The organism is Bacteroides sp. AF29-11, assembly GCF_003602895.1.
GTDB classification, from domain to species: domain Bacteria; phylum Bacteroidota; class Bacteroidia; order Bacteroidales; family Bacteroidaceae; genus Bacteroides; species Bacteroides uniformis.
In genome coordinates this window covers 74263-88552 of sequence record NZ_QTLY01000008.1, presented here as the reverse complement: position 1 = coordinate 88552, position 14290 = coordinate 74263, and the positions used below count along the sequence as shown (strand labels likewise).

Below are 14290 nucleotides of genomic sequence, written 5' to 3'. Positions count from 1 at the left end.
GTATGACAGCACTTATGGATGTCTTGCAAGGGGCGATAGATATAGACACAAACATATTCCTTTTCATCAATGGGATGCACAACACCTTTTTCGATTACTTTATGAGTGCCTACAGCGGTAAGTGGGTCTGGGTGCCGATGTATGCTGCCATTTGGTATGTGATGCTGCGCAACTTCCATTGGAAAGTGACTTTGTTCTGCATGGTCGGTCTGGCACTCGTAATTACCATTGCCGACCAGACGGGGGCAACATTGATACGCCCGTATGTGGAACGCCTTCGTCCCGCCAATCTGGAAAATCCCATATCCGACATGGTGCATATCGTAAACGGACATCGAGGAGGGCGTTATGGATTCCCCTCCTGTCATGCTGCCAATACTTTTGGCCTGGCATTCTTTGTCTGGTTTCTTTTCCGTAAACGATGGCTCACTGTGTTTATGATGGGATGGGCGTTGCTGACCTGCTATTCACGTATCTACTTGGGAGTGCATTATCCGGGCGATCTCATCGCGGGAACATTGGTTGGATTGATTGCCGCATACATTGTATATCGCCTTTTCCTGAAAGTCAGCGGGTATAAGACCATGAAGAAAGTCCCCCATATTTATGCTCCCATATTGGTGGGCGGATTGACGATAGTTGGGATATTGATATATTCCACGGTGATGATATTGCAGGCTCAGAACTGATGATTTATCGTCACCATTGCTTCCCTCGGACGTATATTTAGTCGTGAAGTGTAGCTTTGCGTGGTGGAATACGTTGTGTAAGTATACTCTTTTTTGTTGAACAGGTTGTTGAGGCTTGCTTCCAATCTCCATTTTTTTCTTTTATAGATAAGGGATGCATCTGCGAACACGGTGTTGAGATGTGCGTCCCCTCCTAAGTCATTCCGGTAATGCTCGCCGGATAGCCGTAGGTCTACCTGCCCGATACTGAATGTGAGATGTAGCCGTTGTACGAAGTCCAGTAACGGGGTGAGACGGGTATCACTTCCTATCTTACTGCCGCCATAGCCTAATGTGGCATGATATTCCGCTTCAAAAACATCTGCGGGAGACCAGATTATTTTAGGCTCTGCTTTCAGATAATCATAACGATAGGTCTGCAGAAGACTTTGCCGGTTACCCTCGCTGTCAGCCAGGCGGGTAAGCTGTTCGCCATTGCTGCGACTGAGTAGTAGGGTGAGTGAGGTTTTCAAATGCCAGTCGTATATACCTTTGGAGAAAGTACTGCTGAGATTCCAGCTATCGTTATGGTTCGGTAGTTCACGACGAGTGTAGACAATGGCATTTTCGGAAACACTCTGTTCGAAAAGAGTATTCCGGTTGCTGCGGCTGTAGGTTAGTGCGGCAGTGATGAAAAATTCCTGTACAGTGTTTTTGTACTCTCCGTAGAGATTGTAGGTTTGCGTGAGGCTGGTAGGGAAAAGTCCGTTGCCGTCTCGCCAGGTGCGGTAATCAGTTTGGTAGAGTCCCGGATACAAGTCGGAGAAGTCTTCTGCCGAGCGTTTCAGACTGCCATAAAGGGAGAACGTCCAATGATAATCCAGTTTATAGCGCAAATACATGGACGGATTGAAGAACAGGAACGAACGCTGTTGTGAGAAATACCGATCTGCTTTCAGAGGAAGCGAAAGTGTAGCCAGCCATTTTCCACGTTCCAGCTGGAAGTAGGGGGTAATATGCAATGACAGATGCGAAGCATTGAAATCATTGGGCTGTCTTGTCGGAGTATATTTCAGGGTAGCCCGTTCTCCTTGTATTCCTGCCTTATATTGTTGGGTAAATCCATCATACTTTCGTAGATATGCGGCACTGTTATCTGTGTAGAAGTTGTGCTGGTTGAATTTACTTTTTCCTTCTTCGAGTAGTAAGGATGCAGGCTGGTAAGCATACTGTGTCGTCGAACGAAATTCCCAGGTTCCGCTTTCCCGGTTTCGGATAAGATTGAAGTAGTTTCCGGCACTTAGCTGTGACGTTTGCAGAGTTTGTCCCAGTTCCTCCGAACGTCCGCGATTTATTTCTCCGTCTACGGTGAAGCGGTTGGATATATAATTCCGGCTGCTGTTGTCTTCATAACGCAGTTCCAGATTAGCGATGTCACTTCTCAGACGATAATGGTAGGTTTCGTCTATTTGTATGGTATCTGTCGGTTGATAATAGATTTGGGTATTTCCCCGTTGCTGTTGGATTAGCTCATGAGTATATCCGGCTTGCAGGCGTAAGCTGCGGTCATCATTCCATTTGTACATACGGTTGCCGTTCAGGGTGTGGGTTTCATTGAATAATAAGCGATTCTTGTCTAATGGTGCGCTGATGCCCGGCTGGGAGAGAAAACCGGAAAGCGGAACTTGTTGCTGGCCATTTCCGGTCAGTTTGGTTTGCTCGTTGCTGAGGTCCTTGCCATTGTTATTCGTCTTGTAATTATAGACACTCTGTTTTCCTTTACCCAGTTGAAGGGCATTCAGTCTGCCTTCCCACAGGATTTTGTTGTTCTCACTCCATCCGGTTCCCAGAGTACCGTTTGCTATCCATTGATCGCGTGCTTTCGGGTCGAGTTTCAGGTTCAATGCCACCTCATCGGAATTGATTTTTCCTTTCAAGGCCTTTACTGACTGATAGTTCTCCATGATTTCCGCACTCTTTACGGCTTTGGCGCTCAGATTGTTGTTGATTTGGTTATAACGTCCGCCTGTCACGTCCATTCCTTCCACAAAGTAGTGGTCGATGGCTTTCCCTTTATACTTAACCTGTCCGTTTTCATCTACATCCACGCCCGGAAGTTTCTTCAATACATCCTTTATGTGCACATCTTTAGATGAAGCAAACTGTGCCAAGTCATATCTCACCGTATCTTTTCGGGTATTGATACGTCCGGGACGTATTTGTACTTCTTTTAATACGATGGCTTCCGGTTGTAGGCTGAGATTCAGGATTCCTGCCGCATTGATATTCCGCATTTCTCTCTTATAGCCTAACAAAGAAATATTGAGTTGCAGCATTCCGCTATGCTTCCACGGCAAAGAAAATTGTCCTTTGGCATCGGTCAATGCATAGTCTATCGTTGTGTGTCCGCGTAATACACTAATCATTACAGCTTCCAGCGGTTGATTGGTTTCTGCATCTGTTATCTTGCCGCTCAACGTCTGGGCGTAGGTAGGTGACAAGAAACTAAAGAGAAACAGGAAAAATAGAATGATAGTTTTTTTATTCATACACTGCAATAATTGATTGTTTGGCAATTGAAGTTTGTTGAAATTTTTATACGATTGTGGTGATTTCGTAATTTGTTGATTATCAATGCGTAAAAAGAGGATGTTTAAGTATACGACTGAATGGCATTCACTATACGACTGAATAGGGTTCAGTATACGACTGAAATGCATTCAGTATGCGATAGATTTCACGAATGCTTACGGGTGTGGAGAAATATTATCGTTCCAGTGGATTATAAGGAACGTTTTTCGGGTTCTTGGTTGCATTGCCGTGTTCATCACTAACCTTAACGGTGACGTTCGGCATGCTTCCGGTGATAAATCCTACCGGATCGGCATAATAACGTTCGTGCACTTTGTTGTATGCTTTGCGGTTCATCGGTTCGTGCTTCTTTCCGTCGAAAAGTATCGGCCGATATGTGTGGCATTGCTCTACACCTGTGGCAGTGAATGAATAATGCCCTTCACTGTCTTCAGCTTTCAGTATCAGTCCGGGCAGTCCGCAAAGCTTCCATGGACCTTCGCTTATGGGTATTTCTGCAGTAAACCATGCCGTCCATGTACGGCCTTTTAATTGACATTCGGCTTTGCTGCAAAGGTAGGAGAGGACACTATCGTTTTCTGCCAGTATCTTCCACTGCGGACGTTCATCCGTTTCTTCGCAACGCAGGCGGGATATGCCTGCCACTTCATCGAGAGTCGTTACTTTTCCGGCAGGATAACCTCTGAAGGTTCGTTCGCTCAGTTTGCTTGTTCCGTATTGTTTCAGATGTTCATTAATCGTTTCCTGCGAGGCTTTATTGGCGAAGTCTACTGCCAGTACAGAGTCGCAAACATACTTGGTGTAACTGTAGAACTTAGAGAGATTTTTACCGACTTCCAGCATCATGGTTTCTTCCGTAACATTTTCCGGCTTTTCCGTATTACTGATACAGCGCGTTTCATATTGCACAAGGATTTGTGCTTCACCGATGGTATCATTCTGTATTTTCGTTCCATCAGAAACGATGATTTGTGCCTTCGCTTGTGATGCGAACAATATAGCGAGACACAGATTGAGGAAAATAATTCTTGCACTCATAGTTTTTACATTTTTAGAGGTTTTACATATTGCTTCCAGCGATTATTGTACTGCAAAACTATGCGGATTTTGCTTCAGAAGAGGCTGAAAGTTATTACTGAAATATTACTTAATGCATAATATCTGCCTCGCACGTACCTATATTTGCAAGCTAACTTCTACCTTTGTCGGTACTAAATGAAAGTCTTTCTAAGTGAGACTAAAAAAGAACAATTATGGAACAACGGATTAAGATCGTTTGGATATTCTCCATCGCATCGATACTGCTTATTACCTGCGGACAGGTCTACTGGTTGCGTAATCAGTATCAGTATATGAATGATGAACAAATCAATGGTATTTATGATTGCATCTTGCAGACCACCCAACAGTATGACTCTATCCGTACTCCCCAACCCAAAAAGGTGCTTAGCAATACCAATATGTTCTTCTATCACTTGAGCAAATCCATTGATTTGGAAAAGCGGACCACTATCGACGAATTAATTTTGGGTGTTCTGAAAGGGCGGGACTTGGAGAGCTTGGGCCAAAAGAATATAGAAACTCTCAAAATAGAGCAGCAGGACTCTGCCAGTACAGATGATAAAGAGAGAGAAGCAAAGCGTAGGAAATGGGCATTGGCGTTAGACACCCTTTTGCCGGAAGAGCGGCTCATTGCGAAGGATTCATTCAAAATCAATATGTCCGATAAAGATGCTCCTAATTTGAACTCTATTATTAATCTTTATCGTTTGGAGTTGGATGTGCCTTTTGCGTTGCAGCAATTTGATTCCTTGCTTGCCATACGTTTGGACGAACAAACGTTTACTACGCATCTGGTGGTTTCCGAAGATTCCATTTACCAGTGGAATGCGGAACTGAAACGGCAAGGTACATTGTTCAATCCATATATAGAAGTAATGTATCCTTATAATCCCCTGAAACGCCAGTTTGTGCTTGTTTCCGTGAAGGTTTCACCTCATGTGGTACTTGTGCGTATGGGTTGGCAGTTAGTGGGCAGTACATGTCTGATATTTCTGCTGGGGCTTTGTCTGCTGTTTCAGATAAAAACCATCTTGAAGCAACGGCGGATAGACGAACTGCGAAAAAGCTTTGTAAACACTATGATACATGAACTGAAACGTCCCGTCCAGGCTCTGAAAATGTGTATAGCCTTTCTCAATGACAAGTCTATGCGAACAGATGAGAAAGCGATGGATGAAGTGATTCACGATTCCATGTCCGAGCTGGATAACTTGTCGGCCTATCTTTCAAAACTACGTGATATGACGCGTGCCGATGATGAACACACGCAGCTTTCCGTCCGTACATTTGATATAAAGACGAGTTTGGAAAAGCTTGTCCGGCTTTACCATGTTCCTGAGGGTAAGGATGTTGCTATTGAAACCCATTTCAGTTCGGAGACTCTGGTAACGGCAGACCCGGTGCATGTTTCTAATATTATCAGTAATTTGATAGAGAACGCCGTAAAGTATTCGGGCAAGTCTGTGCATATTGTTGTAGATTGCCTTTTGCAGGATCACCAATTGACGATACGGGTGTCTGATGATGGCATCGGCATTCCGGTTTCCGAACAGAACCGTGTATTCGATAAGTTCTATCGGGGCAGTAATCTTCCCGACCATTCGTTGCCCGGCATTGGTCTGGGGTTGAGCTATGTAAAGTTGCTGGTAGAGGCGCATCATGGAAGCATTTCTTTAAATAGTCAGGTAGGCAAGGGAACAATGATTGAAATTAATATTCCTCAATAAGTCCGTGCTAACCCGCATAATCCCTACTCTAAAATAACCAATGATATGAAAGCCTTGAAAATACTTTTTGCCGATGATGATTTGAAATATTCAATGCTGCTGAAGCGCTTTCTTGAGAAGGAAGGCTATGAAGTGACTTATGCCGGAAACGGGAAAATTGCTCTGGAACAATTTCCGCTCATAAAGCCTGATTTGGTATTGCTCGATATCAATATGCCCGGTTACAATGGCTTTGAAGTGGCTGAACGCATCCGCGAGATGGATAAACACGTCCTGATCTTTTTCCTTTCCGACCGTAGCGATAAGGCCGACCGCCTGCAAGGATTCCAACTGAAGGCGAACGATTATCTTGCCAAACCTTTCTATCCGGAAGAGCTGACAGCGCGTATCCGCGAGCGTTTCACTTCGCAGTTGTCCGGCGTGGCGGAGGATGAGATGTATGCTTTCGGCCATTCCGTATTCAATTACAGTACGAACGAGATTCGTACGGGAAATAGTAAGGTGCTGATTACTTCCCGTCAAGCCGATATCCTTCGCTTGCTTGCGCTGAATGTGAATAAGACTGTCAGTCGCGATACGTTGCTGGATGCTGTGTGGGGCACTGCCTCGTATGCCAACTCCCTTGCCTTGAATGTACAGATGTCCTATCTGCGGCGGTCGCTAAAAAACGACCCGAGCGTGAGGATTGAGTCGTTGATGAAAAAAGGGTATATGCTTGCCGTTCTCTGAAAACATCTTTATCTTTGGATTGTTATACAAACAAGACACTTCAAAAAAAAGAGAGCTTATGATGAGTTTAGGAGGATGGATGAATAAAGTCCTGATAGGTTGGGGGATAGACCCGAAGTTTGCCGATATGTTTGACGAGACGATTATTGCACTGCTGATGGTGGGGCTTTCGATAGGGCTGGACTATTTGTGCCAGGCAATCTTCGTTGGCGGTATGAAGCATTATACCCGGCGCTCTCCCCATCAGTGGAATACGTTGCTGATGAAACGCAGGGTGATACACCATTTGATACATATTCTGCCGGGAATCCTCATCTACTACCTGCTGCCCATGGCCTTTGTGCGTGGAAAGGAGATGCTTGAGTTCTCACAAAAGGTGTGTGCTGTCTATATCATTGTGGCGGTGCTGCTTACTATCAACGGCTTGTTGCTGGTGATGCTCGATGTTTATAACATGAAGGACAAGCAGAAGAACCGTCCGCTGAAAGGCTTCGTGCAGGTATTGCAAGTGCTACTGTTTTTTATCGGAGGCATCATAGTGGTTTCAGTGCTGATAGGCAAGTCTCCTATGACCTTGTTTGCCGGTCTGGGCGCATCTGCGGCTGTACTGATGCTGGTATTTAAGGACAGCATTCTGGGGTTTGTGGCCGGTGTGCAGCTCTCTGCCAACGACATGTTGCGGATAGGGGACTGGATAGCGCTGCCGGGTGGCGTTGCCAATGGAGTTGTAGAGGAGATTACGCTGAACACGGTCAAGATACGCAACTGGGACGAAACCATCTCGACCGTACCGCCGTATACCCTGGTGAACAACTCCTTCCAGAACTGGCGCGGCATGCAGGAAAGTGGCGGGCGACGGGTAAACAAGAATATCTTTCTGGATATGACTACCTTGAAGTTCTGCACTCCGGAAATGCTGGATAATATCCGCAAGGAAGTCCCCTTGATGGCCGACTATCAGCCTGCAGAAGGAGAGGTGCCAACCAATGCGCAGCTCTATCGTATCTACATTGAACGCTATTTGTGCAGCCTGCCGGTGGTGAACCAGGAGATGGACTTGATTATCAGCCAGAAGGAACCCACGACGTATGGGGTACCCATCCAGGTATATTTCTTCTCTCGCAACAAGGTATGGAAAGAGTACGAGCGCATTCAGTCCGACATCTTCGACCACTTGCTGGTGATGGTACAGAAGTTTGACTTGAAACTGTATCAGTATTCCGACTAATATATCAACCGGAACTCCGCATATACAGGCAAGTGGTCGCTGTATCCTCCTTGATACTTCATCCCGTAGTAGGTGCGGAAGGGTTGCTGCCCTCCGTATTTCTTGTCTCTTGTCAGTAGGAAGGGCAGGCAGAATACGTCTGCCTTCGCTTCCTCTGTATATAGCGGTGCGTGTTCTTGCAGCAGCGTACCCGATACGATGATGTGGTCCAGCAGTCCCCATTCTCCTTGATACTTGTAGCTGCCGAAGTGCTTGCGTGTCTTGGTTTTTCTTGCCAGTAGATGGTAAAGTTTTTGTGGATGTAGAGAGTCTTGCAATGTTGACGGTGCTGCTGCCTCCAACACCTCCTTTACCGATTTATTCTCCGGATAATCGTTGAAATCCCCTAAAAGGCCTATTTGCGGATGTTGGCGTATCGTGTATAGGCTGTCTATGGCATGCTTCACCTTTCGGGCAGCCAGTAGCCGGTAGGGTTCAGACTCTCTTGCCCCTCCCGAACGGGATGGGAAGTGAGCTACCAGTACATCAAGCGTATCCCGGTTCAGCAACAATCCGCTGACGTGAAGAATGTCCCGTGTGGGACGGCTATTCTTCCGGGGCTTGTCTACGGGGAGGCTCTGATAGGAAAGCAGTTTGAAAAGATTACGTTGATAAAGCAGCGCTACGTCGATGCCGCGTTCGTCGGGAGATTGTGTCATCACATACCGGTAGTCTGCTTCGCGCAAGGCAGAGTAGCGGGTAAGGTCGCGCATCACACTGTCATTCTCCACCTCACACAAGGCAACAAGGGCGGGCGGCGTCCATCCTCCGGTGGCGATGATGACGCGGGCTATATTATCCAGTTTCTTTCTGTATTTAGAGTAGTTCCAATGCCGGGTGGCATCCGGCAGGAACTCGTAATCATTCTTTAGTGTGTCATGTCGGAAGTCGAATAGGTTTTCTACATTGTAGCTTACTATCCGAAACGTGAGGGTATCTCTTCCTTCTTGCCCGTACAGACTGATGTACGGGCAGAGAAGGAAGAGTATAACTCCTATCTTATGGATAACGTTCATACAAACTATTTCCGTTCCCCTTTAAGGAACGCGGGATATTTATTTCACCGGAATGTGCTTCAGTATATCCAGCAGATGGTCCCAGAACTTCTGTACGGTAGGAATCAGCATCCGTTCGTCGGGAGAGTGCACACCCTGCAGGGTAGGTCCGAAGGAAATCATGTCCAGTGCCGGGTATTTGTCAAGGAACAGTCCGCATTCCAGACCTGCATGGATAGCTTTTACCTTGGCATCTACACCGAACAAACGTTTGTAGGACTCAACAGCCACTTCCAGGATTTCTGAATGCGGGTTGGGCTTCCAGCCCGGATATCCGTCGCCGAAAGATACGGCTGCTCCACCCATTTCGAATACAGTACGCACCATATTGGCAATGTCTTGTTTGGAGGAGGCGGTAGAGCTGCGCTGGCTGGTCTCGATACGGATGATATGGCCGGATTTCATCTTTACGGAGGCCAGATTGGTGGAGGTTTCCACCAGCCCCGGAATGTCTTGGCTCATGGCATACACACCGTGAGGTGCGGCATAGATGGTTTGCAGCAAGCGCTTGGCGGTATCTTTGTCAATGGCTTTGGGACGGGCTGCTTCCGATTCGAGTACGAATTGGAGGTCCGGGTCAACGACGGCATATTCTGCCTCCACTTCGGCGGCAAAGACATTCAAGTCTGTGCGCAGGGCATGCTTGTCGGCATCGGGTATGGCAATTACCGCGTGTGCTTCGCGGGCAATGGCGTTGCGCAGGTTACCACCGTCTATTTCGCAAAGGTACATGTCGTACTTCTGGGATGCCTGGCTCAGGAAGCGGTTCAGCAGCTTGTTGGCATTGCCGCGCCCCAGGTGTATGTCGCCGCCGGAGTGTCCGCCTTTCAGCCCCTTTATCTGCACTTTGCAGCAGAAATATCCTGCCGGTACGTCCACTTCCCGGTAGGTGAATTCGGCAACGGAATCTATACCGCCTGCACAGCCGATGAAGAGCTCGCCTTCATCTTCGGAATCGAGGTTCAACAGAATGTCTCCGTTCATGAAGCCTTCTTTCAGGGCGAAGGCACCGGTCAGTCCGGTCTCCTCGTCCACGGTGAAGAGGCATTCGATAGGACCGTGCTCGATGCTGTCGTCGGCAAGGATAGCCAGTTCGGTGGCTACACCGATGCCGTTGTCGGCTCCCAAGGTTGTACCTTTGGCTTTCAGCCATTCACCGTCAATTTCGGTTTCGATAGGGTCGGTCAGGAAGTCGTGCTTCACGTCGTTGTTCTTTTCACATACCATGTCGATGTGCGATTGAAGTACGACAGTCTTGCGGTTTTCCATACCCGGAGTAGCGGGTTTCTTTATCAGAACGTTTCCGGCTTCGTCCACCTTCGTTTCCAACTTATGTTTTTCTCCGAATGCTTTTAAGTAAGCAATGATTTTCTCTTCCTTCTTCGAAGGGCGCGGCACTTGGCAGATTTCCTCGAAATAGTGAAATACACCAGCCGGTTTCAAGTCTTTTTTTTCCATAATTATCTGAATTAGCGGCTGCCTTACATGTGTTTATGCAGCCTTCATTATCAATTGTCAAATATCAATTCTCCATTAAATTAACCACTTATTGCTAAATATGGTTAAATTGATTGACTATTTTATTCCCCTTTCTCTTTTTTTAGAGTAAAAAAGGCGAGTTAGTCCAACCAAAGCCCTATATTTGCACCCACAAAAATAGTAAAAACACTATTTTCATGTAACAAAATTAATGGAAATGCTTGATACAATATTGATAACTCTGTTAATAGTTGCTATTTGCATTGTTTTATTGGGTGTAAAGGTCTTTTTTGTGAAAGGCGGCAGGTTCCCTAACGGGCATGTCAGTGGCAATAAGGCAATGCGCGATAGAGGTATCGGCTGTGTGCAGTCGCAGGACAGAGAAGCACAACGCAAGTCCCGTTTTTCCATTGATGAACTGGAAAAAGCCTTAAACGATAGTATGAACTAATTTTAAAAAACAATATTTATCAATTATGAAGAGATTAAACTACCTCATGAACGGTCTGGCAGCTCTCGCACTGATCGTTTTATTTGCTCAATGTGCCGGCAATACTGATAAACAGACAACAAGCGCTCCTGCACAAGCCGGCGGATTATCGGAAATGAAAATTGCTTATGTTGAAATAGATACGCTTTTGGCAAAATACAACTATTGCATAGACTTGAATGAGGCTATGGTGAAGAAGGGCGAGAATGTCCGTCTGACATTGAACCAGAAAGCCAGCGAACTGGAGAAGCAGAAGCAGGAATTCCAGACAAAGTATCAGAACAACGCTTATCTTTCTCAGGAGAGAGCGCAGCAGGAATACAACCGCATTGCAAAGTTGGAGCAGGATTTGCAGAACCTGAGCAACAAGCTGCAGTCTGAGCTGATGAGTGAGAATGAAAAGAACAGCCTGCAACTGCGTGATTCTATCAATGCTTTCCTGAAGGAGTACAATAAGACAAAAGGTTACAGCATGATTATCAGCAATACGGGTTTTGACAACCTGCTCTATGCAGACAGTGTCTATAACATCACCCGTGAGATTCTGGATGGTCTGAATGCAAGATACTCTTCTCCGGTGAAGAAATAATATTTATCCTATGATATAAAAAAAGGATGTACTTTCGGTACATCCTTTTTTTATAGGTCTCTCCCCCGACCCCTCCCCCGTAGGGAGGGGAGTTTTGAAGTTGCTCTTGTTTGTATTTTGTAGGACTATCTCTGTCCCCCTCCCTACGGGGGAGGGGCTAGGGGAGAGGCTTTTAATGCTCCGATTGTACGCTTTACCCGCTCCGCAGTAGTGACGGTATGTGTATATTCATCAATATGTACCGTTCCTCCCATAGAGACGGCGGAATTATGATAGAGCATGGAGCTCTCGATATTTTCCCTGGCGGAGAAATGAAATTCGCGGATGCCGGTTTCTCGGGCAATGTGGGCTATGTTGGCTTCATTCACCCCACAGCCTGCCAATAGGATGATTCGGTCTGATGCTTGTTGTTGGAGTTCTTTCAGAAGGGGAATGCCTCGCTCTGCTGTAGGTTGCTGTCCGGAAGTTAGGATGCGGTTGCATCCTAATGCGATAATATCTTCTATTGCTTTTTGTGGATTTCTGCATACATCGAAAGCACGGTGGAAGGTGACGGACATCCCTTGTGAGGCTTTCATAAGCTGCTCCATCAATGGAATGTCTACATTTCCCTCTGCCGTCAAGCAACCGAACACGACTCCGTCAGCGCCTAGGCGGCGGGCATTCTCTATGTCTTTCAGCATGATGCGCTGTTCGGTGGAGGAGTAAAGGAAGTCTCCTCCACGGGGACGGACAATGATATGCAATTTGGTCTGCTGCAATACTTCCCGTGCGATGAGGATATCGCCGTATGAGGGGGTTGTCCCTCCCTCGGGGATGCCTGCGCACAATTCTACCCGGTCTGCTCCGCCGGCTTGTGCGGCAATACAACTCTCTACGGAGTTGGCACAAACTTCAAACTGATAATCTTTCATTTTGTAAAGTTATGGTTGTGGTGCAAAAATAAGAAAAGGGTGAATACGAATTCACCCTTTTCTGCATTTATTTTCTTTTCCGATGTTACTTTGCGTAGCTCACCGCACGTGTCTCACGGATAACGGTAATTTTCACCTGACCCGGATAAGTCATTTCGTCCTGAATCTTCTTGGCGATTTCACCGGAAAGGTTCTCCGTCTGCTTGTCGTCAATCTTGTCTGCACCGACAATGACACGCAACTCACGGCCTGCCTGGATGGCATATGTCTTTGTCACTCCCGGATAGGACATGGCCAGTTGCTCAAGGTCGTTCAGGCGCTTGATGTATGCTTCTACAATTTCGCGGCGTGCTCCCGGGCGTGCTCCTGAAATGGCATCGCATACTTGTACGATGGGGGCCAGCAGGCTGGTCATTTCCACTTCGTCGTGGTGGGCACCGATGGCGTTGCAGATGTCCGGCTTTTCCTTGAACTTTTCTGCCAGCTTCATACCATAGAGTGCATGCGGCAATTCCGGTTCCTCATCGGGTACCTTGCCTATATCATGCAGCAGTCCGGCACGTTTTGCTTTCTTCGGGTTGAGTCCCAGCTCTGATGCCATCACAGCGCAAAGATTGGCTGTCTCGCGTGCATGCTGCAAAAGGTTCTGGCCGTATGAAGAACGGTATTTCATCTTACCGATAATGCGGATAAGTTCCGGATGCAGACCGTGGATGCCCAGGTCGATAGTAGTGCGTTTACCGGTTTCGATGATTTCCTCTTCTACCTGCTTGCGTACTTTGGCAACTACCTCTTCGATACGTGCCGGGTGGATACGTCCGTCTGTTACCAACTGGTGCAATGCCAGACGTGCAATCTCACGGCGAACCGGGTCGAAAGCTGACAATACGATAGCTTCCGGAGTATCGTCTACCACAATTTCCACACCGGTGGCAGCTTCCAGGGCGCGGATGTTGCGGCCTTCGCGACCGATGATACGTCCCTTTATTTCATCTGATTCGATGTGGAATACGGTTACTGAGTTTTCAATGGCTGTTTCCGTAGCCACGCGCTGGATGCTCTGTATCACGATGCGCTTGGCCTCTTTGCTTGCCGTCAGCTTGGCGTCGTCCATGATGTCGTTAATGTAGGACTGGGCCTGCGTTTTGGCTTCTTCCTTTAGGGATTCTACCATGCGCTCTTTGGCTTCTTCGGCAGAAAGTCCGGAGATAGCTTCCAGTTTTTCTATTTCCTGGCGCTGCATGTGCTCCAGTTCTTCTTTCTTCTTGTCTACGATGGACAGCTGGGCTTCCAGATTTTCTTTCACGGCTTCTGCTTCCATCTTCTTGCGCTGGATTTCTTCCTGGCGTTGGTTCAGTACCAATTCACGTTGTTTCAGCTTGTTTTCTGCCTGCTGTATCTTTTGGTTACGTTGGGCCACTTCTTTTTCCAAGTCCGCCTTCTTGTTCAGGAATTTTTCCTTTACTTCCAGCAACTTATTCTTCTTAATCACTTCCGCTTCCGCTTCCGCATCTCTCAGGATACCGTCGTATTTGTTTTTCAGCCCGTGCTTGAAGAACAAGTACGAGGCAAACCCTCCGACAATGAAGCAGGCAATGGATAATACTATTGTAACTACTGTCATTTTATTAATTTGTTTTTAGTGTATAAATAAAAAAGCACTGCATAAAAGCTTGCTTTGATGAAGGGCAAACTTTTGTACAGTGCGCGAATTTCTC

Annotated in this window: 12 protein-coding genes; 6 read left to right on the top strand and 6 right to left on the bottom strand. The window is 46.8% G+C overall.

Translation table 11 applies throughout. The features are described from left to right. Positions 1-2 precede the first annotated feature (2 nt). Positions 3-689 carry a phosphatase PAP2 family protein gene (locus DWZ03_RS14430; protein WP_117866962.1) on the top strand — a complete coding sequence of 229 codons (687 nt, stop codon included), beginning with the start codon at positions 3-5 and terminating at the stop codon, positions 687-689. Here the strand turns inward: DWZ03_RS14430 and DWZ03_RS14425 are convergent. Together DWZ03_RS14425 and DWZ03_RS14420 are read right to left on the bottom strand one after the other, a co-directional pair. Beyond that, positions 680-3217, bottom strand: coding sequence for a carboxypeptidase-like regulatory domain-containing protein (locus DWZ03_RS14425; protein ID WP_120130374.1), 2538 nt, complete (start codon positions 3215-3217; stop codon positions 680-682). The two genes, DWZ03_RS14430 and DWZ03_RS14425, sit on opposite strands and share 10 nt — an antisense overlap. 217 nt (positions 3218-3434) lie before the next feature. Beyond that, a complete protein-coding gene (locus tag DWZ03_RS14420) occupies positions 3435-4298 on the bottom strand; it encodes a GLPGLI family protein (RefSeq protein ID WP_057281764.1) in 864 nt (287 codons plus the stop codon). A gap of 215 nt (positions 4299-4513) precedes the next feature. On the opposite strand from DWZ03_RS14420, the gene DWZ03_RS14415 reads away from it, so the two are divergent. Genes DWZ03_RS14415 through DWZ03_RS14405 form a run of 3 tightly spaced genes read left to right on the top strand, consistent with a single transcriptional unit; the run spans position 4514 to position 8006 of the window. After that, the gene (locus tag DWZ03_RS14415; protein WP_120130308.1) at positions 4514-6049 is read left to right on the top strand and encodes a sensor histidine kinase; all 1536 of its coding nucleotides are present in this window, start codon (positions 4514-4516) and stop codon (positions 6047-6049) included. Between the two features lie 45 nt (positions 6050-6094). Beyond that, positions 6095-6778 carry a response regulator transcription factor gene (locus DWZ03_RS14410; RefSeq protein ID WP_005835806.1) on the top strand — a complete coding sequence of 228 codons (684 nt, stop codon included), beginning with the start codon at positions 6095-6097 and terminating at the stop codon, positions 6776-6778. 58 nt (positions 6779-6836) lie between these two features. Further along, on the top strand, positions 6837-8006 hold the full coding sequence (locus DWZ03_RS14405; protein WP_016273209.1) for a mechanosensitive ion channel family protein: 1170 nt from the start codon (positions 6837-6839) through the stop codon (positions 8004-8006). Here DWZ03_RS14405 and DWZ03_RS14400 read toward each other — a convergent pair. Both DWZ03_RS14400 and DWZ03_RS14395 read right to left on the bottom strand, forming a co-directional pair. Then, positions 8003-9061, bottom strand: coding sequence for an endonuclease (locus tag DWZ03_RS14400; RefSeq protein ID WP_120130307.1), 1059 nt, complete (start codon positions 9059-9061; stop codon positions 8003-8005). The genes DWZ03_RS14405 and DWZ03_RS14400 overlap by 4 nt on opposite strands. A gap of 39 nt (positions 9062-9100) precedes the next feature. Continuing rightward, the gene (locus tag DWZ03_RS14395) at positions 9101-10558 is read right to left on the bottom strand and encodes an aminoacyl-histidine dipeptidase (RefSeq protein WP_016273211.1); all 1458 of its coding nucleotides are present in this window, start codon (positions 10556-10558) and stop codon (positions 9101-9103) included. A gap of 238 nt (positions 10559-10796) precedes the next feature. Between DWZ03_RS14395 and DWZ03_RS14390 the strand changes: the two genes are divergently transcribed. Both DWZ03_RS14390 and DWZ03_RS14385 read left to right on the top strand, forming a co-directional pair. Next, positions 10797-11030, top strand: a complete 234-nt coding sequence (locus DWZ03_RS14390; RefSeq protein WP_005835814.1) for a hypothetical protein — start codon at positions 10797-10799, stop codon at positions 11028-11030. 25 nt (positions 11031-11055) lie between these two features. Continuing rightward, positions 11056-11658 carry an OmpH family outer membrane protein gene (locus DWZ03_RS14385; protein ID WP_005835815.1) on the top strand — a complete coding sequence of 201 codons (603 nt, stop codon included), beginning with the start codon at positions 11056-11058 and terminating at the stop codon, positions 11656-11658. A 143-nt stretch (positions 11659-11801) separates the two neighbouring features. Here DWZ03_RS14385 and DWZ03_RS14380 read toward each other — a convergent pair whose 3' ends face one another. After that, positions 11802-12572: a copper homeostasis protein CutC gene (locus DWZ03_RS14380; RefSeq protein WP_120130306.1), complete on the bottom strand. Its 771-nt coding sequence runs from the start codon at positions 12570-12572 to the stop codon at positions 11802-11804. A gap of 85 nt (positions 12573-12657) precedes the next feature. Then, on the bottom strand, positions 12658-14196 hold the full coding sequence (gene rny / locus DWZ03_RS14375) for a ribonuclease Y (RefSeq protein WP_005835816.1): 1539 nt from the start codon (positions 14194-14196) through the stop codon (positions 12658-12660). Positions 14197-14290: the final 94 nt, after the last annotated feature.